Origin of the sequence: Rhodopseudomonas telluris, assembly GCF_042432815.1 — a bacterium.
GTDB classification, from domain to species: Bacteria; Pseudomonadota; Alphaproteobacteria; order Rhizobiales; family Xanthobacteraceae; genus Rhodopseudomonas; species Rhodopseudomonas telluris.
Genome location: NZ_JBHLWM010000005.1, coordinates 551,066 through 576,346, shown reverse-complemented (window position 1 = coordinate 576,346; position 25,281 = coordinate 551,066). Strand labels below are relative to the sequence as shown.

Here is a 25,281-nt window from a genome sequence, read left to right as displayed (position 1 = left end):
GTGAGCGCCGAGAACATTGTGGGTCCGTCGGCGGCGAGGACGCGGTTCAGCTCCGCCAAGCATCGGCGACCCGCGGCCGTTCCTCACCCGACACTCTCCCGCATAGGCGAGGCGGCGCGCAGTGCTTGAGGTGAGGTGGGGAGCCAGTGACAGCGCCGTTGTTAACGGACGGTTAGTGAAAGTTAAGGAGGGCTTAGGCCCCCACGGCGTCGGCGCTGGTTTACTCTTCCTTCTCCCGCTTCTTCAGCAGGTCCTTGACCAGATCGCCGAGCACGGGGCGGGGCAGGGCGTTGAAGGGCAGGGGGCGGGTCAGGTCGATGGCGGCGAGGCCGAGGCGGGCAGTCAGCATGCCGTTGACGACGCCTTCGCCGAGCTTGGACGATAGCCGCGAGGCGAGGCCGTGGCCGAGCACGGACTGCATGACGCTGTCGCCGAGCGCGATGCCGCCGGTGATGGCAAGGTGCGACACTGTCTGGCGCATCAGCTTCATCATGCCGAGCGCGCCGGGGCGCCCGCCATACAGCCGCGCGAGCTGGCCGATCAGCCGGGTGGCGGCGATCGCCACGAACAGCACGTCGATCAGCGCCTTCGGACTGATCGCGGTAACGACCGAGACGCGCTGCGCCGCCTTCGAGATCAGCGCGCGCGCCTCGATGTCGAGAGTCGTCATCAGTTCGCGTTCGGCGAGCCGGATCAGGTCGGCGCCGTCGATGATGTCGTCGAGATGCTTGGTGAGCGTGGCGCGGCCGTGGGCGAGCTGGGGATTGGGGCTTTCGAACTTCAGGAGCTCGCGCACGATCGCCTGCGCTTCGGCGCGGTTGTCGGTCTCGATCACGCGGGCGGCGCGGCTGTGCAGTTGCTCGATCCGCGACAGCCGCATCAGGCCGAACGCCTCGCGGCCGATGATGATCGCGAGCGAGCCGCCGGCCAGCGTCGCGAGGATCGCGCCGACGGTGCCAAGCGTGGTGCTCTGCGCAAACAGATCCTCGACCAGCTTGCTGACCCACAGCCAGAACGCCAGCGACAGCAGGCCGGTCGCCGCGGTCCAGAACAGCGTGCCCCAGCTGAAGCCCTTCTTCGGATTGATGATGCTGCGCGGGGCCTTGGGCGCCACGATCGGCGTTTCCTTCTCCTGCGCGAGCTGCACGCGGGCGCGTGGCGGTGGCGCCGAGGGCGCCGGGTCGGGCGCAGTGGGGCGGGCGCTCGGGCCGGTGTCGTCCGAGTCGATCAGCACGACGCTGGGGTCGGTCAGCTTGAAGGTCGCCGGCCGGCGCGGAGGGACCCGCTCGGTCATTGCAGTTTGTCTCCGATCAGGAACTGGAGCGTGCGGTCGAGGCGGATGTGAGGCAGCGCCGGCCCCTCGGGGTCGTGCGTGGCGAGCCGTGGCGGCCGGAAGCGAAGGAAGCGGAAGTCAGCGTCCTGATGCGGGCCGGCCGCGAGGCCGCGGAAGGTGTCCTCGCCCTTGAACAGGCCCTGCAGATTGGTCGGCAGGTCGCCCGGGAAGGTCGCGACCTCGGTCTCGCCGTCGAACACTTCGCCCTCGGCCATTTCCCCTTTGATCGGCGTGCCGACGATCGACGGCAGCCGGTCGCGGCCGCGCTGCACCTGTGCCTCGCGGGTGGCGCGCACCGCGGCCAGCGCGACGACGTCGACGGTGGCGCCGGCGAATTCGGCGCGCTGCATGGCGCGCTCGACCAGCTTGCGCAGGATCGCCTCCAGCCGATCGTGACTGGAATGGTGCAGGTGATCGGCCTTGGTGGCGGCGAACAGGATCCTGTCGATCCGCGGCCGGAACATCGTCGCCAGCAGCGACGAGCGGCCGACGCGGAAGCAGTCGAGAATGCCGGCCAGCGCGGCCTCGAGATCCTGCAGCGCCTCAGGCCCGGCGTTGAAGGCACTCAGCGCGTCGGCCAGCACGATCTGCCGGTCGAGCCGGGCGAAGTGATCGCGGAAGAACGGCCGCACCACCACGTCCTTGTAGGCCTCGAACCGCCGCCGCATCATCGCCCACAGCGAGCGCTCCGGCGGCGTCCCGTCGATCGGCACGTCCAATGGGGCAAAGGTCAGCGCCGGCGAGCCGGCGAGGTTGCCGGGCATCAGGAAGCGGCCGGGCGGTAGCAGGCTCATGGCGAACTGCTCGTTGCGGCAGTTGCGCAGATAGGTGGTGAACAGCCGCGCCGCGGTCAGCGTTTCCTGCTCGTTCTCGCGGCCGTTCGGATCGAGCGTCGCCAGATGCGCGTGCCATTCCCGCGCCACCCGGGCGCGCGGATCCTGCCGCGATAGCGCGAGACTTTCCGTGGCCCATTGCTCGTAGCTCTTGTTCAAGAGCGGCAGGTCGAGCAGCCACTCGCCGGGATAGTCGACGATGTCCAGCGTGAGCGTCCGCTCGGCGCCGTTCTTGCGCTGATAGTCGATCACCAGCCGCAGCTCGCTGATATCCACGGTCGAACTCGGCCATTGCCGCTGCTCGATCAGCGTCGCCAGGAAGGTCTCGTAAGCGAACCGCGGCACCGCGTCGTCGGGCTGCGGCGCCAGCCGGGCCGTTGCGATCCGGCCGGTCGACATCGATTCGAAGATCGGAAACCGTCCGCCGCGGCACAGCCCATGCACCAGCGCGGTGATGAAGACCGTCTTGCCGGCGCGTGACAGGCCGGTGACGCCGAGCCGGACCGTCGGATTGAAGATGTTCTCGCTGTAGTCTTTCAGCGCCCGCGCCGACAGCCACGCTTCTTCGACCAGATCTGAAAAACTGAAGGCCATGCGGGCGATTATTCAATCAGAAGATAGGGTGGCGGGGACGTTAGCCGGAAAACGCGCAATGCGACAATCCGACCTGCGGGGGGCCTTGGCTTTGCCGCCTTTCCGACGGATAAAATTGGCAGGCAATTGCAGGCGGCCGGCCTGTATCGCACCGTTGTGCATCGCCATGTATGTGCCAGATCAACGAAAGACAGGGCCCACGCTCCGCCTATGACAGTGTTCCGCTTGAAGCAAATCGTTTCGCACGCCAGGATCGACGCCAAGGGCTCGGTGCACTGGAACTACGATCGTGCCGAACTGATCGCCGACGGTGTGGTCCACGTGCTGGGCCTGGTCGCCGGCCTGATCGCCGTGACGGCGCTGATCACGCTGACAGGGGTGTTCGCCTCGACCCCCACGATCGTCTCGGTATCGGTGTATGCGACCGGTCTGTTGGCGATGCTCGGCCTGTCGGCAGCCTACAATCTGTGGCCGGTGTCGCCGCGCAAATGGGTTCTGCGCCGGTTCGATCATTCGGCGATCTACATCCTGATCGCCGCCACCTACACGCCGATCATCAGCCAGATCCCGGACCAGAGCTTCGGTCTGGCGCTGCTCGCCGGCGTCTGGGGCGTCGCGGCGGTCGGCATCCTGCTCAAGCTGTTCAAGCCGGGCAAGTTCGACAAGCTCTCGGTCGGCCTCTATCTCGCGCTCGGCTGGAGCGGCATCATCGCCTACGATCAGGTGGTCCAGACGCTGCCGACGACGGCGATGTGGTTTCTCGGCATTGGCGGCGCGCTCTACACGCTCGGCGTGATTTTCCATGCGTGGCGCCGGCTACGGTTTCAGAACGCGATCTGGCATGCCTTCGTGCTGCTCGCCGCCGCCTGCCACTATGTGGCGGTGATGGATCTGGTGCTGGCGGCATAGCGGCCGCGCAGCCTTTGCGATAAAGACACCCCGGCAACAACAACACGGGGGAAACATGCAGATTGCAGGCAAGGTCGTCGTCGTCACCGGCGGCGGCAACGGCATCGGTCAGGCGCTGTGCGAGGCTTTCGCCAAGGCGGGCGCCGCCAAGGTGGTCGTGGCCGATCTCGACCAGGCGCGCGCCGACGCGGTGGCGCAGTCGATCGGCGGCGCGGCGTTCAAATGCGACGTCGCCAACGAATCCGACATCCAGCACGTCATCGAGGAAACCGAGCGCCAGTTCGGGCCGATCGACCTGTTCTGTTCCAACGCCGGCATCGGCGGCGGCTTCGATCCGCTATCGGAGAACGCCGGCGGCTCCTCGGACGAGCCGTTCATGAAGAGCTGGATGATCCACGTGATGGCGCATGTCTACGCCGCGCGGCATCTGATCCCGCGCTACAAGGCGCGCGGCGGCGGCTATTTCCTCAATACGATTTCGGCAGCGGGCCTGCTGTCGCAGGTCGGCAGCCCGGCCTATTCGGCCACCAAGCACGGCGCGGTCGGCTTCGCGGAGAACCTCGCGATCTCGCACAAGGCCGATAACATCCGCGTCTCGATCCTGTGTCCGCAGGGCGTCGACACCAACATGCTGCGCGGCCTGCCGAAGGGCCCGCAATCCGCCGACGGCAATCTGTCGCCCGAGCAGGTGGCGCAGGACGCGCTGAAGGGCATCGAGCAGGAGACCTTCCTGATCCTGCCGCACCCGCAGGTCCTCGACTACATGCGCAAGAAGACCGACAACTACGGCCGCTGGATCGGCGGCATGGCGAAGATCCAGGCCAAGCTGCGGGAGAGCTTTGGCGGGAAGGCGCACTAGAGCGGCCGCGATCGTCAGCCGTTCTCATCGCTAATTTCCTTGCCGGCTCCTCGCCTGTGGGGAGTCGCAAGCGGAACGCGCACCACCGCGGGGCAGCTTGAAACTAGCTGTCCCGCACCACCAGCACCGAGCAGGGCGCGTAGCGGACGACGTGTCCGGCGTTGGAGCCGAGGAAGTAGCTGCGCATCGCCGGGCGATGCGAACTCATCACGATCAGATCGGCGCCGATCGCGGTCACCTCCTCGATGATCTCGTGATAGATGCCGCCCTGACGCACCGCGGTGGAGAGCCGCGCCGGCTCGATGCCCGAAGCCGCCGCGACCTCGGCGAGCGCTGTCTCGGCATCGTGGCGCTGCTGCTCGTCGAAATCCGCCGGCACGTACTCGGCCAGCACCACCGGCGTGAGCGAGATCACGTGCAGCAGCCGCACCTTGCCGTCATAGGTCCGGGCCAGCGTCGCGGCCGTGTCGATGGCCTTCTTCGCCAGTGCAGTATCGGCGAGATCGATCGGCACCAGGATCGATTTGAACATTGGCAGCCTCCCGCGCCGCATGGCGATGCGCTGCAGTATGGCGCGAGGGCGCGGCGGACGGCAATGAGAAGGCGCTGGGTTGCGCACTGCGATGCGCGCCAGTCGTCTCGACGGGCGATCTGTTAACTCGCCTCGCGCAGAATCTTCGGGCTGACGAAGTGCTGCAGCTTGCCGGTGCCGAACCGGGCGTCGGCCCAGTCGGCGATCGGGAAATCGATCACCGCAATGGCACTGGTCGGCATGTTGCCCGACAGCAGCTTGCGGTCGGATTCGTTGCACCCGCAGGTCAGGCCGAGTGCCAGTTCCTGCAGGCCCGGATTGTGCCCGACCAGCATCAGCCGGTTGATGCCGGCCGACACCTCGTGCACGGCCTGCAGCAATTGTGCGGCGCTGGCGCTGTAGAGTTCCGGCAGATGTTCGACCTGCGGCTCGGCGCCCGCGGGGAACAGGCCGGCGAGGATGTCCCACGTCTCCCGTGTGCGCGCTGCGGTCGAGACCAGAACCTGATCCGGCACCAGCCTTTGCTCCGACAGCCATTCCGCCATCGCGGCCGCATCGGCCCGGCCGCGGTCCTCGAGCCGGCGGTCGTGATCGTTGCCGGTGGGCGCATCCGTTTCGGTTTTGGCGTGACGCAGCAGGATCAGTCGGCGCATGTGTCCCTTCCAGCGGGGGGCGAGCTTGCGGATTAATCGAAGTGCCCGGGCAGGACAAGGTGACAATCGCACGGGCTGTCCGTAAGGAAACGTCATGACCCCGCCCGTCACAAGTGCGACGAATGGACCGGACCCGCTGCCGACCGAAGCGGCCGCCGAACTGCACGCGCGGCTGACCTTCGATCTCGACGTCGATCTGTGCGTGATCGGCGCCGGTCTGGCCGGCCTGTCGGTGGCGCTGGAGGCGGCTCAGCTCGGCCTCAGCGTCGCCGTTCTGGAAGGACGGCGGGTCGGCTGGGCTGCCTCGGGCGCGACGCTCGGCAGCGTGCTGCCGGGTTACGGCGTGCCGATCGGCGACCTGATCGATCGGGTTGGTGTCGCCCATGCGGGCGAGCTGTGGAAGCTCTCCCATGAGGGCATGGCGATCGTCCGTGCGCGCGCCACCGAAGAGGCGATGCCCGGCATCGCACTGTCCGCGGGCGCGCTGGAGGTTTCCAACGTCGACCTCGGTGACCGCCTGATCACGCGGCTGCAAACGCTCGGCGTCGATTTCGGCAGCGAAGTGGAAGGCTGGCAGATCGACCGCGTCCGCGAGGTGCTGCGGACGCAGCGCTACTTCCACGCCATTCATTTTCCTGACGCGTTCCAGCTCGACGGACGGCGCTACATTCGCGGCCTCGAGGCGATGGCGCGCCGCGCCGGCGTCCGGATCTTCGAAGACACGCCGGCGCTCGGCATCGACTCCTCGGGCATCCGCAAGCGCATCGTCACCCCGCATGCGCGGCTGCGGGCGTCCGATATCGTCCTCGCCGGCAATGTGCATCTCGGCGCGGCGTCGCCGCGGCTGACGCGGACGCTGCTGCCGATGTGGCGCACCGCCGTGTTGACGGCCCCGCTCGGCGAGCGGCTGGCCGAGGCGATCGCCTTCCCCGGCTCGATTGCCGACACGCACGGCGTCGATCACTACCGCATCGTCGGTGGCGACCGACTGCTGTGGACCGGCCCCGAGACCACTTTCGAGATCCCGCCCAGACGCCTCGAAGGGCTGATCCGGCGGCGGATCGCCGCGCTCTATCCGCAACTCGGGGCCGTGGCCATCGAACGGAGCTGGAGCGGAGTGATCGGCCAGACCGTTCATGGGATGCCGCAGATCGGCGAATTGCGGCGCGGCCTGTGGGTGGCGAGCGGCTTCGGCCGCCAAGGGCTCGCCGCCACCACCATCGCCGGTCGGCTGATCGCGCGGGGCATTGTGCATGGCGACCGGCGCTGGCAGCTGTTCGATCCGTTCGAGCTGGTCTGGGCGGGCGGCCGGATCGGCCGGGTCGTCGGTCAGGGCGTCGCGATTGCCGAGCGGCGGACGGCGATCGCGGCCGGCATGCTCGCGCGCTACCGCGAACGGGCCGCCGAGCGTCGCCGGCTGCGCGAAGAGCGGCTCGAAGCCGCCAATCGCAGCGTGCGGCGCTTCCCGGCCGAGCGGACACCGACGGCGCGGCCAGCCGAGAGCCCCGATCATGCGGTGCAGGATGAGCATCGCGCCGATTCCGGCGGGCAGCATTAGCTGCCGACGCTCGCGACAATGTGAGCGCGGCCCGGACGCCGTGCTGTAACTTCCGGGACTGCGGCCGCGTATCTCCGTTCGACCATCACTGCGGCCGCCTGGGCCTGCATCGTACGGAGACAGCCATGATCGATCGTCGCCTGCTGCTTGCTTCCGCCGCCCTCGCAGCGGTGTTCGGCTTCCGGTGGCTGCGGCCCGAGGATGCGCGCGCCGCGGAGAAGTTCGAGATCGAGAAGACGCCGGAGGAATGGCGGGCGCAGCTGACGCCGATGCAGTATCACATCCTCCGCGAGGAAGGCACCGAGCGGCCGTTCTCCAGCCCGCTGCTGAAGGAGCACCGCAAGGGCACCTTCGCTTGCGCTGGCTGCGACCTGCCGCTGTTTGCTTCTGACACGAAGTACGACAGCGGCACCGGTTGGCCGAGCTTTTGGCAGCCGCTTCCAAACGCCGTTGGCGAACGGAAGGACTCGACGCTGGGCATGGTTCGCACCGAAGTGCACTGTCGCCGCTGCGGTGGGCATCTCGGACACGTGTTCGACGACGGTCCGAAGCCGACGGGGCTGCGGTACTGCATGGATGGCTATGCGCTGACCTTCAAGCCGGCGACATCGAACCCGAGCTAAGGGGGCGTTCCTGCACGCCGAGGGTTGCAACCCTCGGCTCCTCCGGTCTGGTTGCCTTGCCGCAGCGTCTCAGTGTGGAGGTTTTCCGAGAGGAAAGGCGCAACGGCGATTGACAAGACCGCCCCCCGTCCGCATCAAGCCGCCAACATTAACTTTTGGATATGTTGACGGCAGGCCAGATGGAGCGAGCGTCGTCCCGGTCGGGATTTTCCATTGGCTTGATGGTATTGGTCGCGTTCGCGCTTCTGCTGCCCGTCCTGCTTGCAGCGCTCGTTTTTCCCACGCCGCTCTACGATACACGCGAGCTGGTTGCGTGGGGCCGCCATTTCCCGCTGGTCACCCCGGTGCATCCGCCGGTGATGGTATGGGTCGGCGGGGTCGTCGATCTGCTGTTCGGCCCGTCCGGTACCGCGATCGTCTTCGTCAATCAGATCTGCCTCGCGATCGGGCTCGCCTATCTGTACGCCATCCTGCGTCTGCTGGTCGAACGCACGATGGCCGCCTACATGATCGCGCTGACGGCGGCGTCGTTCTACGTGGTGTTCGGTCCGCTGTCCTGGGCGCTCAACGCCGACATCCTGCAGCTCACCTCGTGGCCGGCGGTGCTTTATCACTTCCTGCGTGGCCGCAGCACTGATCGTTGGCTGCACTGGATCCTTCTCGGCGTATGGGCCGCGATTGCTGCGCTGACCAAGTACAACGCGTTGGTGCTGTTCATCGGAATGGCGGCCGGGGTTCTCGCGGTGCCGTCGTTCCGATCCTGCCTGCGCCGTCCGGGGTTTTACGTCGCAGCGCTGGTTGGCGTGTTGCTGTTCCTGCCGCATGTAATCGCGGCGCTGAAGGTCGGGACCACCATCCACTATGGCGAGCGCCACTTCACCGGCTTCGGCTCCGTCCCGAACACCGCGCGGCGGCTCGGCTGGCTGGTCGTCGGCTATCTTCCGCTGCTGATCCCCGGCGCGATCGTGCTGGCGACCGCCGTGGCTCGCCGCATGGTGATCTGGCGGGTGCCGCGTTTCGCCGAGGGGAGCGACGAGCTGAAATTCGTCGTCGTGGTCAATGCGGCGATGTTCGCCTTGCTGACCGTGATGATCGTCGGATTCGGCCTCGAATACATCGCTCGCTATGGCGCGCCATTTGCCGAATTGTCGGTGCTGACGCTGGCGCCGCTATTTTCCTGGGCTGCGGACAAGCGCGATGCCGTCATGCGCCAGACCGCGCAATCGCTCGGTGCGCTGTATGCGGTGCTGGCGATCATGGCCTCGGTGATCTACATCTTTTTTGCCTCGCACAGCGGATTGCAGGAGGCAACCGGACAGGCCGCCCGGCTCGTGCTGGCCGACTGGAACAGCAGGTACAAATGCGGCCCGGCCTATTTCCTCGGCGACCGTCAGACGGTGTACGGAATCGGCATCGCGGCGGGTCCCGAGGGCGATTCGATGACGATCGAATTCATCCCGAAGGCCCGCTGGTTCGATGCCAGGAAACTGGCCGCGCAGGGGGCCGTGCTGATCTACACGCTGCCGCAGGTGCCGGATAGTTTCGCAGCGGAGTTTCCCGATCTGCCGATGTCCGAGGAAAAGCAGATCAGCGTGCCGGTGCTGCGGACTCACACCGGAAAGACCAAAGAGTACTTCTATCGCTTCGTTGCGCCGAAGGCTTGCGGCGGCTGAGGACCGGCTCGACTCGGATCAGCCGACCAGCGATTGCCATTTCTCTGCGGCCTCGATTGCGGCCGGACGCAGCGCGTCGGCCGGCTGACCGCGGTGCAGCGCCTTGGCGTATTCGCAGACCGCCATGAAGGTCGAGGCGCGCGCCTCGTCGACCTCGAACGAATGCGGCGTGCCGTCTCCCTGAACCAGCCCGACCAGCCCATTGAGGATGCCCAGCGCTGACTTCGGATCGGTCAGTTCGGTCTGCCGCAAACACTGCAGCACATGCTGCGCCATCTCGCCTTCACTCATGCTCAACCCGTTCGACCGTGATTTCTGGTCGCCTGATACCATGATGCAGGGGCGGATGTCCTGATCTGGCGCAAGACGGAACCGGGTCAGCCGACCTTGGCGGATGCCGCCAGCGCCCGGCGAAGCACCTTCGACAGGTCCTCGACCGAATACGGCTTGTGCAGCAGCTCGAATCCGTGGTGGCCGTCGTCGGCCAGCACGTTGGCGTAGCCGGAATTCAGCACCAGCGGCAGGTTCGGCCAGCGCTTCCGGATTTCGCGACCGAGCGCCACGCCGTCCATGCCGGGCATCACCACATCGCTGAGCACGAGGTTGAAGCGCGCGGCGTCCTGATCGAGCAGTTGCAGCGCCTGCTCGGCGCTCGACGCCAGCACTGTTTCGTAGCCGAGGTCGTGCAGAAGCTGAGTCGAGAACTCGCCGACCTCGGCGTTGTCTTCCACGACCAGAACGCGGTTTCGGTCCTGCGATTTGTCGCTCTCACCCGGCGAGGGGCGTTCGCGTGGCACGACGGGCTTGTCGCTGAGCGGAAGCCGCAGCGTGATGGTGGTGCCTGCGCCCAACTCGCTGTCGACGGTGACGTGGCCGCCGGACTGTTTGACGAAGCCGTAGACCTGCGACAGGCCGAGCCCGGTTCCGCGGCCAACGTCCTTGGTGGTGAAGAACGGCTCGAAGATGCGATCGATCTGGTCGGGCGCGATGCCGCAGCCGGTATCGGCGACCGATACGGCGACCACATCGGAAACGCCGCCGGCGGCCTCCTGCAACGTCGGGCGTAACCGCGCGACGCGGATCTCGAGTTCGCCCTGGCCGTCCATCGCGTCTCGCGCATTGGCGACCAGATTGACCAGCGCAGCATCGAACTGATTGGCGTCGGCTTCGACGGCGAGCGGGCGCTCGTCGATCGTCAGCGTCAAGCCGGCACGCGACCCGAGCGCGGTGCTGAGCATCTCGGCGATCTGCTCGATCTGCGCGGCGACGTCGAAGACCTGCCGGTTCTGCGCGTGGCGGCGTGCGAAGGTGAGCAACTGGCCGGTGAGCTTGGCGGCGCGATCGGCGGTGTCGGAGATCGCATCGATGTAGCGGCGCATCCGGTCCGGCGGCAGCTCGCGCCGCCGCAGCAGATCGGCGGAGGAGCGGATCACGGTCAGAAGATTGTTGAAGTCATGCGCAACCCCGCCGGTGAGCTGGCCGATCGCCTCCATCTTCTGGGCCTGACGGAAGGCTTCCTCGGCCTTGCGACGCTCGGTGATTTCGACGGCCTCGGGCACGATGGCGATGACCTGCCCCTGCGCATCGTGAACCGGGCGCATCTGGAAGTCGAACCAGCGCCAGCCGCCGACCGGGAGATTGAGATGCAATTCGCGCCGGATCGTTCCGCCGGCCGCAACGCTGGCGACGGCTTCCTTGATCATCTCCGGCATGCCCGGCGTCGCGGCAAACCAGGGAGTGTCCCACACCGGCTTGCCGACGACTTCGTCCAGCGCCTTGCCGATGCCCGAGAGCGAGGTGAGGTTGGCGTCGATCAGGACGCCGTCGACGCCGAGAAGCGCCTGATAGGTGTAGCTTGCGGCGAAGATCGTGCGGAGCCGCGCTTCCTTCTGGCGCAATTCGGCGGTGCGCTGGGCGACCTGCTCCTCGAGCTTTTCGTTGAGGTTGCGCATCGCGGTCTCGGCGCGCTTTCGTTCGGTGATGTCACGGAAGTACACCGAGACGCTTTCGGCATTGGTCGGCGAGACGCGCAGGTGAAACCAGCGCCGTGTCGGCTGATGCTCGATCTCGAATTCAGAACCGGTTCGCCCGGTCATCGCCAGCTTGAGGCTGTCCTCGATGCGGCTGCCGATCAACGCCGGATACGCTTCCTGGCAGATCCGTCCGATCAGTTGCGACGCCGACCGCCGCATCATGCGTTCGGCGGCGGCGTTGATGTAGGTGAAGCGATAGTCGCTATCGATCGCGACGAATCCGTCGCTGATACTTGCCAGGATGCTCTCGGCGCGCTCGCGCGCGGCTTGCGCTTCCTGCCGCAGCGCGTGCTCGGTGCGGAGTGCTTCGCGCCGGACTTCGGCGGTGTCGAGATTGGAGCGGACCCGCGCCAGCAATTCGCGAGCGCTGAACGGTTTGCTGAGATAATCGTCGGCGCCGGCCTCGAGGCCTTCGACCTTCGCTTCCTCGCCGGCGCGGGCGGACAGAAAGATCACCGGAACGTCGGCCAGCTTGGGATCGTTGCGGAGCGCCTTCAGCAGATTCAGGCCGTCCAGCCGGGGCATCATGATATCGGACAGCACCAGATCCGGCCGCTGCTTCCAGGCTGCCTCGAGGGCCGCGATGCCATCGGCGACGGCTTCGATCTCGTAGCTCTCGCCCAGCAGGCGGACCACGTAGTCGCGCATGTCCGGATTGTCGTCGGCGAGCAGCACGCGAGGCCGCGTTCCGCTGGTGCGGGCGCTGCCGAGGCCGAGATCTTCGGCCGTGGAGGCGTAGGGCCGGTCGGTGTCGGACGCATCGCCGCCTTCGAGCCAGCCCATCGCTTCGTCGAGATAGGCCTGTGCGCGGACGTTGGTTGATACCTGATGCGTGGCGGGCTTCGGCCGGTCGAGTGGCAGGTGGGCCGTGCCGAACGGCAAGGTGATGCGGAAGGCGCTGCCGCGGCCGAGCGCGCTCTCGACGCTGATGCTGCCGCTGTGCAGCTTGACCAACTCCTGCACCAGCGCCAGTCCGATGCCGCTGCCTTCGATCGAACGTCCGCGCGCGCCCTCGACGCGGCGGAAGCGTTCGAACAGATGCGGGATCTCTTCGGCTGGAATGCCGGTGCCGGTGTCGCGCACCACGATCTCGGCCGACTTGCCGTCCGCCGTCACGCCGACCGTCACGGCGATCTCGCCTTCAAAGGTGAACTTGAAGGCGTTGGAGAGCAGGTTGAGGACGACCTTCTCCCACATGTCGCGATCGACATGGACCGGCTGCGGCAGCGGCGGCGCATCGATCGACAGCTTCAGCCCGGCTTTGTCGATCGCCGAGCGGAAGTTCGAGGCGAGTTCGGCGGTGAAGGCGGACAGATCGACCGGCCGAAAATGAGCAGTGAGCCGGCCGGCCTCGATCCGCGCGAAGTCGAGCAGGGTATTCACCAGCTTCAGCAGCCGTAGGCCGTTACGATGCGCGATTCCGAGCAGCGCGTGCTGGTCGCCAGATAGGTCGCTCTGGGTGAGCACCTCCTCGAGCGGACTGAGCATCAGCGTCAGCGGCGTCCGGAATTCGTGGCTGACATTGGAGAAGAACGCTGTTTTGGCGCGGTCGATTTCGGCCAGCGCCTCGGCGCGGCGGCGCTCTTCCTCGTATGCATCGGCATTGGTGATCGCCGAGCCGATCTGTCCGGCGACCAGCGCGAGAAAATCCCGATAGCCGGCGTCATAGAGGCGGAACGGATTGAGCCCCGCGATCAGCACGCCGGCGCGGCCGGTTTCGCCGCTCGACTGGATCGGCAGCACGATCGCCTGGTTCGGCGGACTGCGCCAACCGCCGGTGGGGAAGTCGAAGCCGAAACGCTCGTGGAGGCCGGTGACCAGTTGGGCCTCGTTGGTCTTCAGTGCAACGGCAAGCGGCCACGCCTCGGCGCCGGGCGCCAGCGACAGCACCGGCTTGACGCCTGGATGGTTGGCGTCGATGCCCGACGAGGCCGCAAGGTGCGCCGTCTCGCCGCCGGTCTCGACCAGGTAAATCAGCGCGAAGGGCAAGTCCCGCGGGTCGGTCGCCAGCGCGGCGGCGCTGCTTTCGCACGCCTGCGTGGCGTTGCGGGATTGCGCCGCGTTGCTCGCGACCTCGCGCAGCAGCGACAATTGCCGTTCGCTGATCACCCGCTGGGTGTCGTCGGTATTGGCGCAGAAAATGCCGCCGGGCGAGCCGTCCTCGGTCGGGATCGGGCTGTAGGAGAAGGTGTAGTAGGTCTCCTCCGGGAAGCCGTTGCGCTCCATGATCAGGAGCTGGGCTTCCACATAGGTGCCCTCGTGGCCGCTGGTCGCCTTGGCCAGCAACGGGGCGATGTCGTCCCAGATCTCGCGCCAGACTTCCTGGGTCGGACGGCCCAGCGCCCAAGGGTGCTTGCCGCCGATGATCGTCTTGTAGGCGTCGTTATAGAAGAAGATCAGGTCGCGGCCCCAGCCGATCCAGATCGGCTGCTGCGACGTCAGCATGATGCGGACCGCCGTCTTCAGCGCCTGCGGCCAATGCTCCGGCGGTCCCAGCGCGGTGGATTGCCAGTCGAAGTCGCGCGAAAGCGCGGTCAATTCGCCTTGCCCGAGGAAAAGATTCTCGTAACCGGCCGATCCTTCCGTGGGCGATACAACCGGCAATTTAAGGTCGGCCAACTCTTCCCCCGACACGAATGACCGATGCGAACGCATCAATCTGCAAAAAGTTCCTGAGCCTGGTTCCGTTCGGGAACTTTTCGCGGTCGCCGCGTCGGCGGACCGGCAAATATTGCCCGAGCCGGCAATTCCGCCACGCGCTCGGGCTGCTGCCCGCGGAGCTAAGCCCTTGAAATCATATGATTCCGAGCCTTGGCACAAGGCTTGCGGGAGCTTGTTCCGGATCGTTGCACCACCGGACAGCAAAAGGCCGCGCGGCGGCTCGAATTGGGAGAAGTGAGTAATGGGTATTTTCGGCGCTCTCACCACCTCGGTCGCGGGCCTGCGCTCGAACTCCTACGCGCTGGAGAACATCTCGGGAAACATCGCGAACTCCCAGACCACGGCATTCAAGCGGGTCGACACCTCGTTTCTCGATCTCGTGCCGCAGGCCGGGACGAGCCAGCAGGTTGCGGGTTCGGTGACCTCGCAGTCCCGCCTGACCAACACGCAGTCCGGTTCGGTGCAGTCGGCCTCGGTGTCCACCTACATGGCGATCAACGGCGAGGGCTTCTTCGCCGTGCAGAAGCCCGGGTCGTTCACCGACAACAATCCGGTGTTCACCGGCGTCAACAACTACACCCGCCGCGGCGACTTCTCGCTCGACAAGAACGGCTATCTGGTCAACGGCGCCGGCTATTATCTGCAGGGCGTGCCGATCGATCCGACCACCGGCAACCCGGTCGGCAGCACGCCGACGGTTCTGAAATTCCAGAACGACTTCCTGCCGTCGCAGGCCACCACCAAGATCAGCTATCGCGCCAACCTGGCGAGCTATCCGCTGACCACCAAGCACGACACCTCGCGGCCCGGCTCCGAACTGCTGCGCGCGGCCGACTTCGCCTCCAACCCGCAGGTCGCCGGCACGTCGCCGCCGCCGTTCGGCGACAACACCAAGGTCGGCCTGCAGGTCAACAGCAAGGCCGGCACCGCGATCACCGGCGCGACGCTGCTGAAGGGGGCGTCGGGCAACGCCGTGACCAACAGCTTCACCATCACCGACACGGTCACGGTCGGCAGCGGCTCCAGCGCCAAGACCATCGCGTTTTACGACTCCGGCGCGGGCGGCTCTGCCGGCTCGGCGGCGAACACGACCTACCTCGATCTCAACTCGGCCACGGTCACCGACCTGCTCGGCGCGATCGACACCGCGAACGGCAACACCGGCACGGCGTCCTCGGTCAGCGCCGGCTCGGTGACGTTGCACACCGGCGTCGCGTCCGATCTGCTCTTGACCTCGACGGCCGGCGGCTTTGCGGCGCTCGGCCTGACCAGCCCGGTGACCGTGACGCGAACCGGCGGCGGCACGGTGGGCACCGGCCAGGTGACCGGCGCCGACAACCAGACCTTCCTCGATGAATCGATTTCGGGCGGCGCCACCACGGCCTATGACGGCAGCGGCGCTCCGGTGAACGTGCAGTTCCGCTGGGCCAAGGTCGACTCGTCGACGCTCGGCACCGGCCACACCGACACCTGGAACCTGTTCTACCAGATCAATCCCAACGCCACCGGCACCCAGGTCGCCTGGCAGAACGTCAACACCAACTTCACGTTCAACTCCACCGGTCAGATGAATCCGGTGATCGGCCAGCTCACGCTGCCGAACCTTACGGTGTCCGGCGTCTCGCTCGGCAACGTGACGATGTCGTTCGGCACCGGCGGCCTCACGCAGTTCGCCGACACCAACGGCAACGTCCAGGTCAACCAGCTGCAGCAGGACGGCTACGCGGCCGGCCAGCTCGTCAGCGTGTCGGTCAGCAATGCCGGCCGCGTGGTCGGCTCGTACTCCAACGGCCGCAATATCGATCTGGCGGAAGTTTCGATCGCGACCTTCAACGGCGCAAACTTCCTGAAGCGAACCGATGGCGGCGCGTTCGAGGTCACCAACGAATCCGGCGAGGCGCTGTACGGCAAGGGCGGCAGCGTTTCGGGCTCCTCGCTGGAATCCTCCAACACCGACATCGCCGACGAATTCACCAAGCTGATCGTCACCCAGCAGGCCTATTCGGCCAACACCAAGGTCATCACCACGGCCAACACCATGGTGCAGGACCTTCTGAACGTGATGCGCTGAGCGGCGCATCACACCCCGTTCTGTTTCGTTCGTCCAACCGGTAGTCTGTCATGGGTCTCGGAGACGCACTTTCGATCGCAATGGCCGGCCTGCGTGCAAACCAGGCCGCGATGTCGCTGGTGTCGTCCAACGTCGCCAATGCGGAGACGCCCGGCTACGTCCGCAAGACGGTCGATCAGATCACCACCGGCTCGGGCGCGTCCGGCAGTGGCGTGTCGATCATCGGCGTCAATCGCGAACTCGACGCCTATCTGCAGTCGCAACTTCGAACCGAAACGTCCGGAGCCTCCTACGCATCGTTGCGGGCGGACTTTCTGAAGCAACTCCAGGGGCTGTTCGGAGACCCGAATTCGACCGGCACGCTGGAGAGTTCCTTCAACAGCCTGACCGCAGCCGTGCGGGCGCTTTCGACCAGTCCGGACAGCACGTCGGCGCGGATCGGTCTGCTTAACGCCGCGCAGGTGATGTCGGGCTCGCTGAATTCGATGTCGAACGGCATCCAGGCGCTGCGCACCGGGGCCGAAACCGGACTGTCGGACAGCGTCACGACCGCGAACAATCTGCTGCAGCAGATCGCCTCGATCAACAACAACATCCGCACCAATCCGGCCGGCGGCACCTCGACCGACGCGGCGACCGCATCGCTGCTCGACCAGCGCGATCAGGCGATCAGTCAGCTCTCGCAGCTGATGGATATCCGCGTCGTCACCGACGGCAGCAATCAGGTCACGATCTTCACCGGCTCCGGGATGCAGCTTGCCGGCATGCAGGCCGCCAAGCTGTCGTTCGACGCGCAGGGCACGGTGACGCCGGGCACGACCTGGAGTTCGAACCCGGCCTCCAGCCAGCTCGGATCGGTCAAGGTCACTTATCCGGACGGCTCGACGATGGACCTGACCAGTTCGTTGAAGTCGGGCAAGATGGCGGCCTATATCGAGCTGCGCGACAAGACGCTGGTGCAGGCGCAGACCCAGCTCGATCAGTTCGCCGCCTCGATGGCGAGCGCGTTGTCGGACAAGACCACGGCCGGCACCGCGGTGACGTCCGGTACGCAGGCCGGCTTCGCGCTCGATCTGTCGAACATGAAGTCGGGCAACACCGTCAATATCAGCTACACCGACACCACCACGGGCGCGCAGCGCACCGTCACGGTGATGCGCGTCGACGATCCGGCGGTGCTGCCGCTGCCGCAGACCGCGACGCTCGATTCCAAGGACTACGTGGTCGGCATCGATTTCTCAGGCGCGTCCGGATCGATCACCGCGCAGCTCAACGCGGCGCTGAACAGCCAGAACCTGCAATTCACCGGCACCGCGCCGAACATCACGGTGCTCAACAATGCCGGCTTCTCCACCGTCACCTCGGCGTCGGTGACCACCACCGAGACGTCGCTGGCCGGCGGCAGCGCCGCGCTGCCGCTGTTCACGGACGGCACCTCGGTCTACACCGGCGCGCTCAGCAGCACCGGGGCGCAGATGACCGGGCTCGCGCAGCGGATCGCGGTCAATCCGGCGCTGGTCAACGACCCGTCGAAGCTGGTGTCGTATTCGGCAGCGACCACGGCCGGCGACACGACGCGGCCCGACTTCATCCTCAAGCAGCTCACGACCAGCAAGTACCTGTATTCGCCGTCCACCGGCGTCGGATCGTCCACCGCGCCGTACAACGGCACGCTGGAAAACTACTTGCAGCAGTTCGTCTCGCAGCAGGGCTCCAACGCGCAGGCGGCCTCGCAGCTCGCGGACGGCCAGAACGTGGTGCTGAACACGCTGCAGCAGAAATACGCGACCAATTCCGGCGTCAACATGGACGAGGAGATGGCGCACCTGTTGTCGCTGCAGAACGCCTATTCGGCGAATGCGCGGGTGATGTCGACGGTGAACCAGATGTATCAGGCGCTGATGCAGGCGATGTGAGGCAGCAATGGCGATCGATGGCGTAAGCGGGCGTACTTCCTATATCGGCACCAGCATTCTGAACCTGCGCAGTCAGATCGAGAATCTGACCGGGCAGCTTGCGAATGGGCGGATCTCGACGACCTATGCGGGCGACGGCACCGGCCGCAGCCTGGCGATCGGGATGCGCACCCAGGTGGCGAACATCGCCAGCTATTCGGACACGATCACCAACATCAACACCCGGATCAGCGTCGCCAATCTGTCGCTGCAGCGATTGAATGCGATCGGCAGCGAAGTGAAGGGCGCGGCCGCGAGCGCCGGCGCGACGCTGGACAATACCGGACAGTCGTCGGGCCAGAAGACCGCCGGCCTGGACTTCTTCGATGCGGTCGACATGCTGAACGCGCAGTCGGGCGACCGCTATCTGTTTTCGGGGCGCGCGACCGACACCGCGCCGGTGACGGCGGCCGACCAGATCATGAACGGCAACGGTGCGGCGATCGCCGGGCTGAAGCAGGTGATCAGCGAGCGCCACGACGCCGATGTCGGCACCGACGGCATGGGACGCACCATCGTCTCGACAGGAGCCACGGCGACCTCGGTCCAGATCGGCGAGGACTTCGCCGCCAATCCCTACGCGACGCCGACGCCGATCGGCGCCTCGCCGTTCGGCCTGAAAATTTTCTCGATCGCGACCACGATCGCCGGCGCGACCGTGACGCAGCCGACCGAAACGCCGCCCACCACGGCGCCGACGGCGCCTAATCCGGTGGCGATGGGGATCGACCTGAACGGCAATCTGCCGAAGGAAGGCGACACCGTCACCTTCACCTTCAACCTGCCGGACGGCACGCAGGAGACGGTGAAGCTCACGGCGTCGTCGCAGACGCCGCTGCCGGCCAACAGCTTCGCGATCGATCCCGGCGACCCGCTCGCGGTGCCGCCCGTGGCCGCGTCGCCCTCGATCACGGCGAGCAATCTGAAGACGGCTCTCACCAACGCGGTGCAGAAGCTGTCGGGCAGTGCGCTGGCCGCCGCCTCGGCTGTCAAGGCCGGCGACGATTTCTTCAACAACACGCCGCCGCTGCGCGTCGCCGGCACGGCGCCGTTCGGCGCCGCCACCGCGCAGGTCGCCGGCACCAAGGCCAATACCGTGTTCTGGTACAATGGCGAACCGGACTCAGCTAGCGACCCGGCCCGCGGCACCGCGGTCGGCCGCGTCGACGACACGATCACCGTGCAATACGGCATCCGCGCCGACGAGCAGGCGTTGCGCAAGCAGCTGCAGACGGTCGCGGTGTTCGCGGCGGTGACGACCTCGGCGACCGATCCGAACGGCGCCAACAAGCTGGCCGCGCTCAATCAGCGGGTGGCGGCGAACCTTGCGACCGTGCCGGGCCAGCAGACCATCCAGAACATCCAGGCCGATCTCGCCGGCGCGCAGGCGTCGATGAAGGCGACCACCGATCGCCAGACCCAGACCAAGGCGCTGGCGCAGACCATGCTCGACTCGATCGAGGGCGTGAACAACGACGAGGTCGCGACCAAGATCCTGGCGCTGCAGACCAGCCTGCAGGCGTCGTATCAGCTGACCTCGCAGCTCTATCAGATGAGCCTGGTCAAGTTTCTCTAGAACCTTGCTCGGTTAGCCTCGCGCCGCGAGCTGTCACGGCGCGGAGGCTGCATTGCCGGCAGTCGGCCACCCTTCGCGTTCCAGCCAATCACAGAACACAGCGGTTGGTGAGCCAGCCTCGCTTCCGTCGGGCACGTAGGCGAAGTAGCTCCGCGCAGGAAGGCTGACATCGGGAAACGGCGCGATCAGGCGGCCGGCCGCGACGTCGTCGCCGATCAGCGCGGTGGGCCCCATGGCCACGCCCAGACCGTCCAGCGCGGCCTGGATGGAGAGAAAGAAGTGATCGAAGGTCAGCGTCTCGGCCGGGCTGAGGCGAGGCTGCCCAGCCTGGACCAGCCAGTCATGCCAAAGCCGCGGCATCGACGAGACGTTCAGCCAGGTGTGCGGCGCCAGATCGGAAATATCGTCGAGTGGCAGCTTCGCGATCAGCGAGGGGCTGCAGACCGGCAGGCGGCGCTCCGACAGAAACAGCCGGGATGTGAAGCCGTGGAATGCATCCGGTCCGCCGCGAATGACGACGTCGAAAACGTCCGGCAGCGCGTCGATCGGTTCGTTCGAGGTGGCGAGGCGAACCTCGATGTCGGGGTGCTCGTCCCGAAAACGTTTCAGCCGGGGAAGAAGCCAGCGCATGCTGAAAGTCGCCAGGGCGTTGACGCGGAGCACCGCCGCCGGCACGTCGCCGCCTGTCGCGCGATGGCGCTGGACGGCGTTGGCGATGCGATCGAGCGCTGGGCCGATCTCGTCGAGCAGAGCCTTGCCGGCGGCCGTGAGCGTTACGCGCCGCGTCGTCCGCCGAAACAACGCGGGCGCTCCCAGCCGGTCCTCGAGCAGGCGCACCTGCTGACTGATCGCCCCATGCGTGACGTTCAGTTCGAGCGCGGCCTGCTTGAAGCCTTCGAGGCGGGCGGCCGCCTCGAAGGCGCGGACGGCATTGAGCGGCGGCAGGGTCCTGCGCTGAGCCATTGATAGAAAACCTAACCCATCGGCCGATTATTACTGGTTTGTGACATCTGCATCGATCGTCCATGGTCGTTTCGACACGGTCTTCGAGTCTGAAAACGGATCATGATGCAGATTTTCTTTCACGCCAACCTGGTCCGCGACGCTTCGACATGAGCGCCGCGGCGAAAACGACTCCAAGCCATCCCCGCGATGCTGCGTCAGGATCATCGCGCCGGGAGCAATCGCGCAGCCTGCTGGCCGCGTGCCTCGCCCATGCGCTTCACGACGGCTACACCGATGGGCTCTATGCCTTCCTGCCGGTCTGGCAGGCGCAGTTCGGCTTGTCCTACGCGATGCTCGCCGTCGTTCGGGCGCTGTATTTCGGCACGATGGGAGGCCTGCAGATCCCGGCCGACCGGATTCTGCGCCGCGTATCGCCACGCGCAGCGCTGATCCTGTCCACGCTTGCGGCTGCGGCCGGGCTGCTGCTGATGGCGCTGCCGTTCGGATTTGCCGGGCTGTGCGTCGGGCTGGTCGTGGCCGGCATCGGGTCGAGCATTCAGCATCCGCGCGGCTCGATGCTCGTCGTCGACAGCTTTGGCACGTCCTCACGGCAACCGCTCGGCATCTACAATTTTTCCGGCGACCTGGGCAAAGCCGCGTTGCCCGCGATGATCGCGATGCTGCTGCCGATCTTCGCATGGCAATCAGTACTGGGGTTGCTGGCGGGACTTGGGCTGGTGATTGCGGCCGCGCTCGCGGTGCTGACACCACCGGCGCCCGCTCCGAACCACGCCGTCGAAGATGCGAAGCCCGCTGGCGGCCGCGGCGGCTTTCGCATCCTCACCACGATCGGCGCGCTCGATACCTCGACACGCATGGGGTACCTGCTCTTTCTACCTTTCCTGATCCACGGGCAGGGCGGCGGCCTGCAGGCTGTCGGCGTCGCGCTCGCCCTGCTGTTCATCGGTGGCGCGTTCGGCAAGGCGACATGCGCCTGGCTGGGTGACCGGCTGGGCGTCGTCGGCACCGTCATCATCACCGAGGCGGCGACCGCCTTGCTGATCGCGGCGACGCTGTTCACCCCGCTCGCGCTGACCTTCGTGCTGTTGCCGCTGCTCGGCATCGTGCTGAACGGGACGTCGTCGGTGCTCTACGGCACTGTGCCGGAGCTGTCCGACGGCGATACGGGGCGAGCTTTCGCAGTCTTCTATACCAGCGTCATCTGTGCAGGAGGTCTCGCGCCGATCCTCTATGGCACGATTGCCGACCACAGCAGCCGGACGGTCGGCGTGCTGGCCGCGTCGGCAACAGCCGCGCTGATCGTCCCGCTTGTCCTCGCTCTGAGGCCGCATCTGCGCGGGTCTCACTCAGCGGCGCCGGCGAGACGAACCGGGCTGCAAAGAGATTCGGAAGACGCAGCCTAGTTAAAGATCCGTCAACGAATAGATCGCCGTTGCGTTGATCGCGCAGCGGCCTGGGTTTGCTTGCTGATAAGCCGCGAACCGCGCAAGTCCCGCCAAAACCAGTATCTTTCGTCGAAAGCCGCGCGCCCGAGGTCGGCGCCGTCACTCACAACCTCGTTGTTATACGAGCGATAACCCCGTGGGTTTTACGCGCGTTCTGGTCCGTTAAAGCCGCTGCCTCTCCTTTACGCATTTTTAGAGTCTCACCGTCATGGTTCCGCGGTCGATCAAGAAGATCGTATTTGCGCACCAGGAAGGTAGCATCACATGTCAGGTATCGTTCTCTCGAACGCCGTTCGCCAGAATCTCTCGTCGCTCCAGGCCACGGCTGATCTGCTCGCCACCACCCAAAGCCGCCTCTCGTCCGGCAAGAAGGTGAACTCGGCTCTCGACAATCCGACCAACTTCTTCACCGCTGCTTCGCTCGACGCGCGCGCCAGCGACATCAACAACCTGCTCGACGGCATCGGCAACGGCGTGCAGATCCTGCAGGCCGCCAACACCGGCATCACCTCGCTCACCAAGCTGGTGGACAGCGCCAAGTCGATCGCCAACCAGGCTCTGCAGACGACCTCGGGCTACGCCACGAAGTCGAACGTGTCGGCGACCATCGCCGGTGCGACCGCGGACGACCTCCGCGGCACCCAGAGCTACTCGAACGCCGTTGCCACCGGCAACGTGATCTTCGACGGTACCGCCGGCGGCACCACCGCTGCGTCGGGTACCGACACGCTCGGCGGTGCGATCGTCAGCATCGCGGCGTCCGCGGCTGTCACCGTTCTCGGTGCGGCTGACAACACCGCGCTCGGCAGCGTCCTCAGCGTCGGCACTGGTACGGTTGCGGCCGCCGGCAGCGACCTGATCAGCGCGCTGACCAACGGCACCACCGCGACGGCCACTGGTCCGGCTGCGGGCGACTCGATCACGGTGAACGGCAAGACCATCACCTTCACCACCGCCGGCGCTGCCAGCAAGGACAGCAACGGCAACTACACGATCGGTCTCGACCAGACCCTGACCAAGCTGACCAACACCATCGACGACATCAACGGCAACACCGGCCATTCGTCGACCGTCACGGGCGGCAAGCTGGAACTGCACTCGGGCACCAACAGCCCGCTGACCATCGGCGACAACGCCGGCGGCGCCGTGCTGGCCAAGCTCGGCCTGACCGCGCAGACCGTTGACACCGCCGCTTCGACCGCGTCGGCCAACATCTCCGGCAGCACTCAGCTGTTCAACACCCATGGTGGTCTCTCCACCACCGCGATCGCTGACGGCACCACCATCTCGGTGAACGGCAAGACGATCACGTTCAAGACCTCCGATGCTCCGCAGGGCAACAACATCCCGTCGGGCACTGGCGTTCTCGGCCGTATCGGCACCGACGGCAACGGCAACTCGACCATCTACCTCGGCGACCAGACCAAGTTCACCAACGCGACGGTGGGCGATCTGTTGACCGCGGTCGATCTCGCGAACGGCGTCAAGTCGGCGTCGATCTCGAACGGCGTTGCCACCATCAGCACCAACTCCGGCCAGACTGCTTCGGCCGTGGCGGCTGGTATCACCACCATCCAGAGCTCGACCGGCGCCGACCTGAACATCACGGCCTCGACCGACCTGTTCAAGAGCCTCGGCCTCACCTCCGCGACCGGTACGGGTCCGCTGACCCTGACCAAGCAGCGCACCACCAGCGGCACCACGCTGGGCACGCTGATCGCGGACGGCTCGACTCTGAACGTGAACGGCAAGACCGTCACCTTCAAGAACGCCGCTGTTCCGACCGCGTCGTCGACCCACCAGGGCATCTCCGGCAACGTCGAAACCGACGGCAACGGCAACTCGACCGTGTACCTGCAGAAGGGCACTGTCGACGACGTCCTCAAGGCCATCGACCTTGCCACCGGTGTCCGCACCGCTTCGCTGGGTGTTTCCGGCGCGACGATCGCGACTGCCAACGGCACGGCCAACTCGTCGATCACGAGCGGCTCGCTGAAGCTGTCGACCGGCCTGGCGTCGGACCTCAGCATCAACGGCACCGGCAACGCGCTCGCTGCCCTCGGCCTCACCGGCCCGAGCGGTAACGCCAGCTCGTTCACCGCGGCTCGCGGTGCGGCGGCCGGCAGCCTGAACGGCAAGACGCTGACCTTCACCTCCTTCAACGGCGGTGCGGCCACCAACGTCACGCTCGGCGACGGCACCAACGGCACCGTCAAGTCGCTCGCTCAGCTGAACGCTGCGCTGGCCTCCAACAACCTGACGGCGTCGATCGACAACGCCTCCGGCAAGCTCACGATCTCGGCGTCGAACGACTACGCTTCCCACACCCTGGGCGGCGCGGACGGCGGTGCGATCGGCGGCACTCTGGCCTCGACCCTGACCTTCTCGGTGCCGAACGCGCCGGTGGTCGACGTCAACGCCCAGACGACCCGCTCGGGCCTGGTCAAGCAGTTCAACGACGTGCTCGACCAGATCAAGACCACCGCGCAGGACTCCTCGTTCAACGGCGTCAACCTGCTGAACGGCGACAACCTGAAGCTGGTGTTCAACGAAACCGGCAAGTCCACGATCTCGATCCAGGGCGTGACCTTCAACCCGACCGGCCTCGGCCTGTCGACCCTGAGCTCGGGCGTCGACTTCATCGACAACAACGCCACCAACGCGGTGTTGACGAAGCTGAGCGCCGCTTCGACCGCTCTGCGGTCGCAGTCCTCCGCGTTCGGTTCGAACCTGTCGATCGTGCAGGCCCGTCAGGACTTCTCGAAGAGCCTGATCAACGTGCTGCAGACCGGCTCGTCGAACCTGACGCTGGCCGACACCAACGAGGAAGCGGCGAACAGCCAGGCGCTGACGACCCGCCAGTCGATCGCGGTGTCCGCGCTGTCGCTGGCCAACCAGTCGCAGCAGGGCGTGCTCCAGCTCCTGCGCTGATCCGCGGCAGGCGTCGAACTAACGATCTGGAGGCGGCGGGGGAAACCCCGCCGCTTTCGTTTGTGGTGGCTGCGGC

Annotated in this window: 17 protein-coding genes; 10 read left to right on the top strand and 7 right to left on the bottom strand. The window is 66.3% G+C overall.

Annotation, left to right across the window (positions count from 1 at the left end):
* Positions 1 to 220: 220 nt before the first annotated feature.
* Both ACFFJ6_RS14210 and ACFFJ6_RS14205 read right to left on the bottom strand, forming a co-directional pair.
* Positions 221 to 1,294, bottom strand: coding sequence for a YcjF family protein (locus ACFFJ6_RS14210; RefSeq protein WP_378388757.1), 1,074 nt, complete (start codon positions 1,292 to 1,294; stop codon positions 221 to 223).
* On the bottom strand, positions 1,291 to 2,760 hold the full coding sequence (locus tag ACFFJ6_RS14205; RefSeq protein ID WP_378388755.1) for a YcjX family GTP-binding protein: 1,470 nt from the start codon (positions 2,758 to 2,760) through the stop codon (positions 1,291 to 1,293). Before ACFFJ6_RS14205 ends, ACFFJ6_RS14210 begins: the two co-directional genes overlap by 4 nt.
* A 210-nt stretch (positions 2,761 to 2,970) precedes the next feature.
* Here ACFFJ6_RS14205 and trhA point away from each other — a divergent pair, with 210 nt between their 5' ends.
* A complete protein-coding gene (trhA, locus tag ACFFJ6_RS14200) occupies positions 2,971 to 3,669 on the top strand; it encodes a PAQR family membrane homeostasis protein TrhA (RefSeq protein WP_378388753.1) in 699 nt (232 codons plus the stop codon).
* A gap of 55 nt (positions 3,670 to 3,724) precedes the next feature.
* On the top strand, positions 3,725 to 4,528 hold the full coding sequence (locus tag ACFFJ6_RS14195; protein WP_378388751.1) for an SDR family oxidoreductase: 804 nt from the start codon (positions 3,725 to 3,727) through the stop codon (positions 4,526 to 4,528).
* A gap of 103 nt (positions 4,529 to 4,631) precedes the next feature.
* On the opposite strand, the gene ACFFJ6_RS14190 is transcribed toward ACFFJ6_RS14195, so the two are convergent.
* Together ACFFJ6_RS14190 and ACFFJ6_RS14185 are read right to left on the bottom strand one after the other, a co-directional pair.
* The gene (locus ACFFJ6_RS14190) at positions 4,632 to 5,060 is read right to left on the bottom strand and encodes a universal stress protein (protein ID WP_378388749.1); all 429 of its coding nucleotides are present in this window, start codon (positions 5,058 to 5,060) and stop codon (positions 4,632 to 4,634) included.
* A gap of 122 nt (positions 5,061 to 5,182) precedes the next feature.
* Positions 5,183 to 5,713 (bottom strand): SixA phosphatase family protein, encoded by a 531-nt coding sequence (locus tag ACFFJ6_RS14185; protein ID WP_378388747.1) that lies wholly within the window; start codon positions 5,711 to 5,713, stop codon positions 5,183 to 5,185.
* 94 nt (positions 5,714 to 5,807) lie between these two features.
* On the opposite strand from ACFFJ6_RS14185, the gene ACFFJ6_RS14180 reads away from it, so the two are divergent.
* The 3 genes from ACFFJ6_RS14180 (at position 5,808) to ACFFJ6_RS14170 (ending at position 9,567) form a co-directional block, all read left to right on the top strand.
* The gene (locus ACFFJ6_RS14180) at positions 5,808 to 7,271 is read left to right on the top strand and encodes an NAD(P)/FAD-dependent oxidoreductase (protein WP_378388745.1); all 1,464 of its coding nucleotides are present in this window, start codon (positions 5,808 to 5,810) and stop codon (positions 7,269 to 7,271) included.
* A 125-nt stretch (positions 7,272 to 7,396) separates the two neighbouring features.
* On the top strand, positions 7,397 to 7,894 hold the full coding sequence (gene msrB / locus ACFFJ6_RS14175; RefSeq protein WP_378388743.1) for a peptide-methionine (R)-S-oxide reductase MsrB: 498 nt from the start codon (positions 7,397 to 7,399) through the stop codon (positions 7,892 to 7,894).
* A gap of 221 nt (positions 7,895 to 8,115) precedes the next feature.
* Positions 8,116 to 9,567, top strand: a complete 1,452-nt coding sequence (locus tag ACFFJ6_RS14170; protein WP_378389691.1) for a glycosyltransferase family 39 protein — start codon at positions 8,116 to 8,118, stop codon at positions 9,565 to 9,567.
* Positions 9,568 to 9,585: 18 nt separating this feature from the next.
* Here the strand turns inward: ACFFJ6_RS14170 and ACFFJ6_RS14165 are convergent, their stop codons facing one another.
* Together ACFFJ6_RS14165 and ACFFJ6_RS14160 are read right to left on the bottom strand one after the other, a co-directional pair.
* The gene (locus ACFFJ6_RS14165) at positions 9,586 to 9,858 is read right to left on the bottom strand and encodes a hypothetical protein (protein ID WP_378388741.1); all 273 of its coding nucleotides are present in this window, start codon (positions 9,856 to 9,858) and stop codon (positions 9,586 to 9,588) included.
* Positions 9,859 to 9,944: 86 nt separating this feature from the next.
* Positions 9,945 to 14,255, bottom strand: coding sequence for an ATP-binding protein (locus tag ACFFJ6_RS14160; RefSeq protein ID WP_378389689.1), 4,311 nt, complete (start codon positions 14,253 to 14,255; stop codon positions 9,945 to 9,947).
* 247 nt (positions 14,256 to 14,502) lie between these two features.
* On the opposite strand from ACFFJ6_RS14160, the gene ACFFJ6_RS14155 reads away from it, so the two are divergent.
* Genes ACFFJ6_RS14155 through ACFFJ6_RS14145 form a run of 3 tightly spaced genes read left to right on the top strand, consistent with a single transcriptional unit; the run spans position 14,503 to position 19,863 of the window.
* Complete coding sequence (locus tag ACFFJ6_RS14155; RefSeq protein WP_378388739.1) at positions 14,503 to 16,332, top strand: flagellar hook-basal body complex protein; 1,830 nt, start codon at positions 14,503 to 14,505, stop codon at positions 16,330 to 16,332.
* Positions 16,333 to 16,382: 50 nt separating this feature from the next.
* Positions 16,383 to 18,248 carry a flagellar hook-associated protein FlgK gene (gene flgK / locus ACFFJ6_RS14150; protein WP_378388737.1) on the top strand — a complete coding sequence of 622 codons (1,866 nt, stop codon included), beginning with the start codon at positions 16,383 to 16,385 and terminating at the stop codon, positions 18,246 to 18,248.
* A 7-nt stretch (positions 18,249 to 18,255) separates the two neighbouring features.
* Positions 18,256 to 19,863 (top strand): flagellar biosynthesis protein FlgL, encoded by a 1,608-nt coding sequence (locus ACFFJ6_RS14145; RefSeq protein ID WP_378388735.1) that lies wholly within the window; start codon positions 18,256 to 18,258, stop codon positions 19,861 to 19,863.
* A gap of 33 nt (positions 19,864 to 19,896) precedes the next feature.
* On the opposite strand, the gene ACFFJ6_RS14140 is transcribed toward ACFFJ6_RS14145, so the two are convergent.
* Complete coding sequence (locus ACFFJ6_RS14140; protein ID WP_378388733.1) at positions 19,897 to 20,826, bottom strand: LysR substrate-binding domain-containing protein; 930 nt, start codon at positions 20,824 to 20,826, stop codon at positions 19,897 to 19,899.
* A 149-nt stretch (positions 20,827 to 20,975) separates the two neighbouring features.
* On the opposite strand from ACFFJ6_RS14140, the gene ACFFJ6_RS14135 reads away from it, so the two are divergent.
* A complete protein-coding gene (locus ACFFJ6_RS14135) occupies positions 20,976 to 22,232 on the top strand; it encodes an MFS transporter (protein ID WP_378388731.1) in 1,257 nt (418 codons plus the stop codon).
* Between the two features lie 306 nt (positions 22,233 to 22,538).
* The gene (locus ACFFJ6_RS14130) at positions 22,539 to 25,205 is read left to right on the top strand and encodes a DUF1522 domain-containing protein (protein ID WP_378388729.1); all 2,667 of its coding nucleotides are present in this window, start codon (positions 22,539 to 22,541) and stop codon (positions 25,203 to 25,205) included.
* Positions 25,206 to 25,281: the final 76 nt, after the last annotated feature.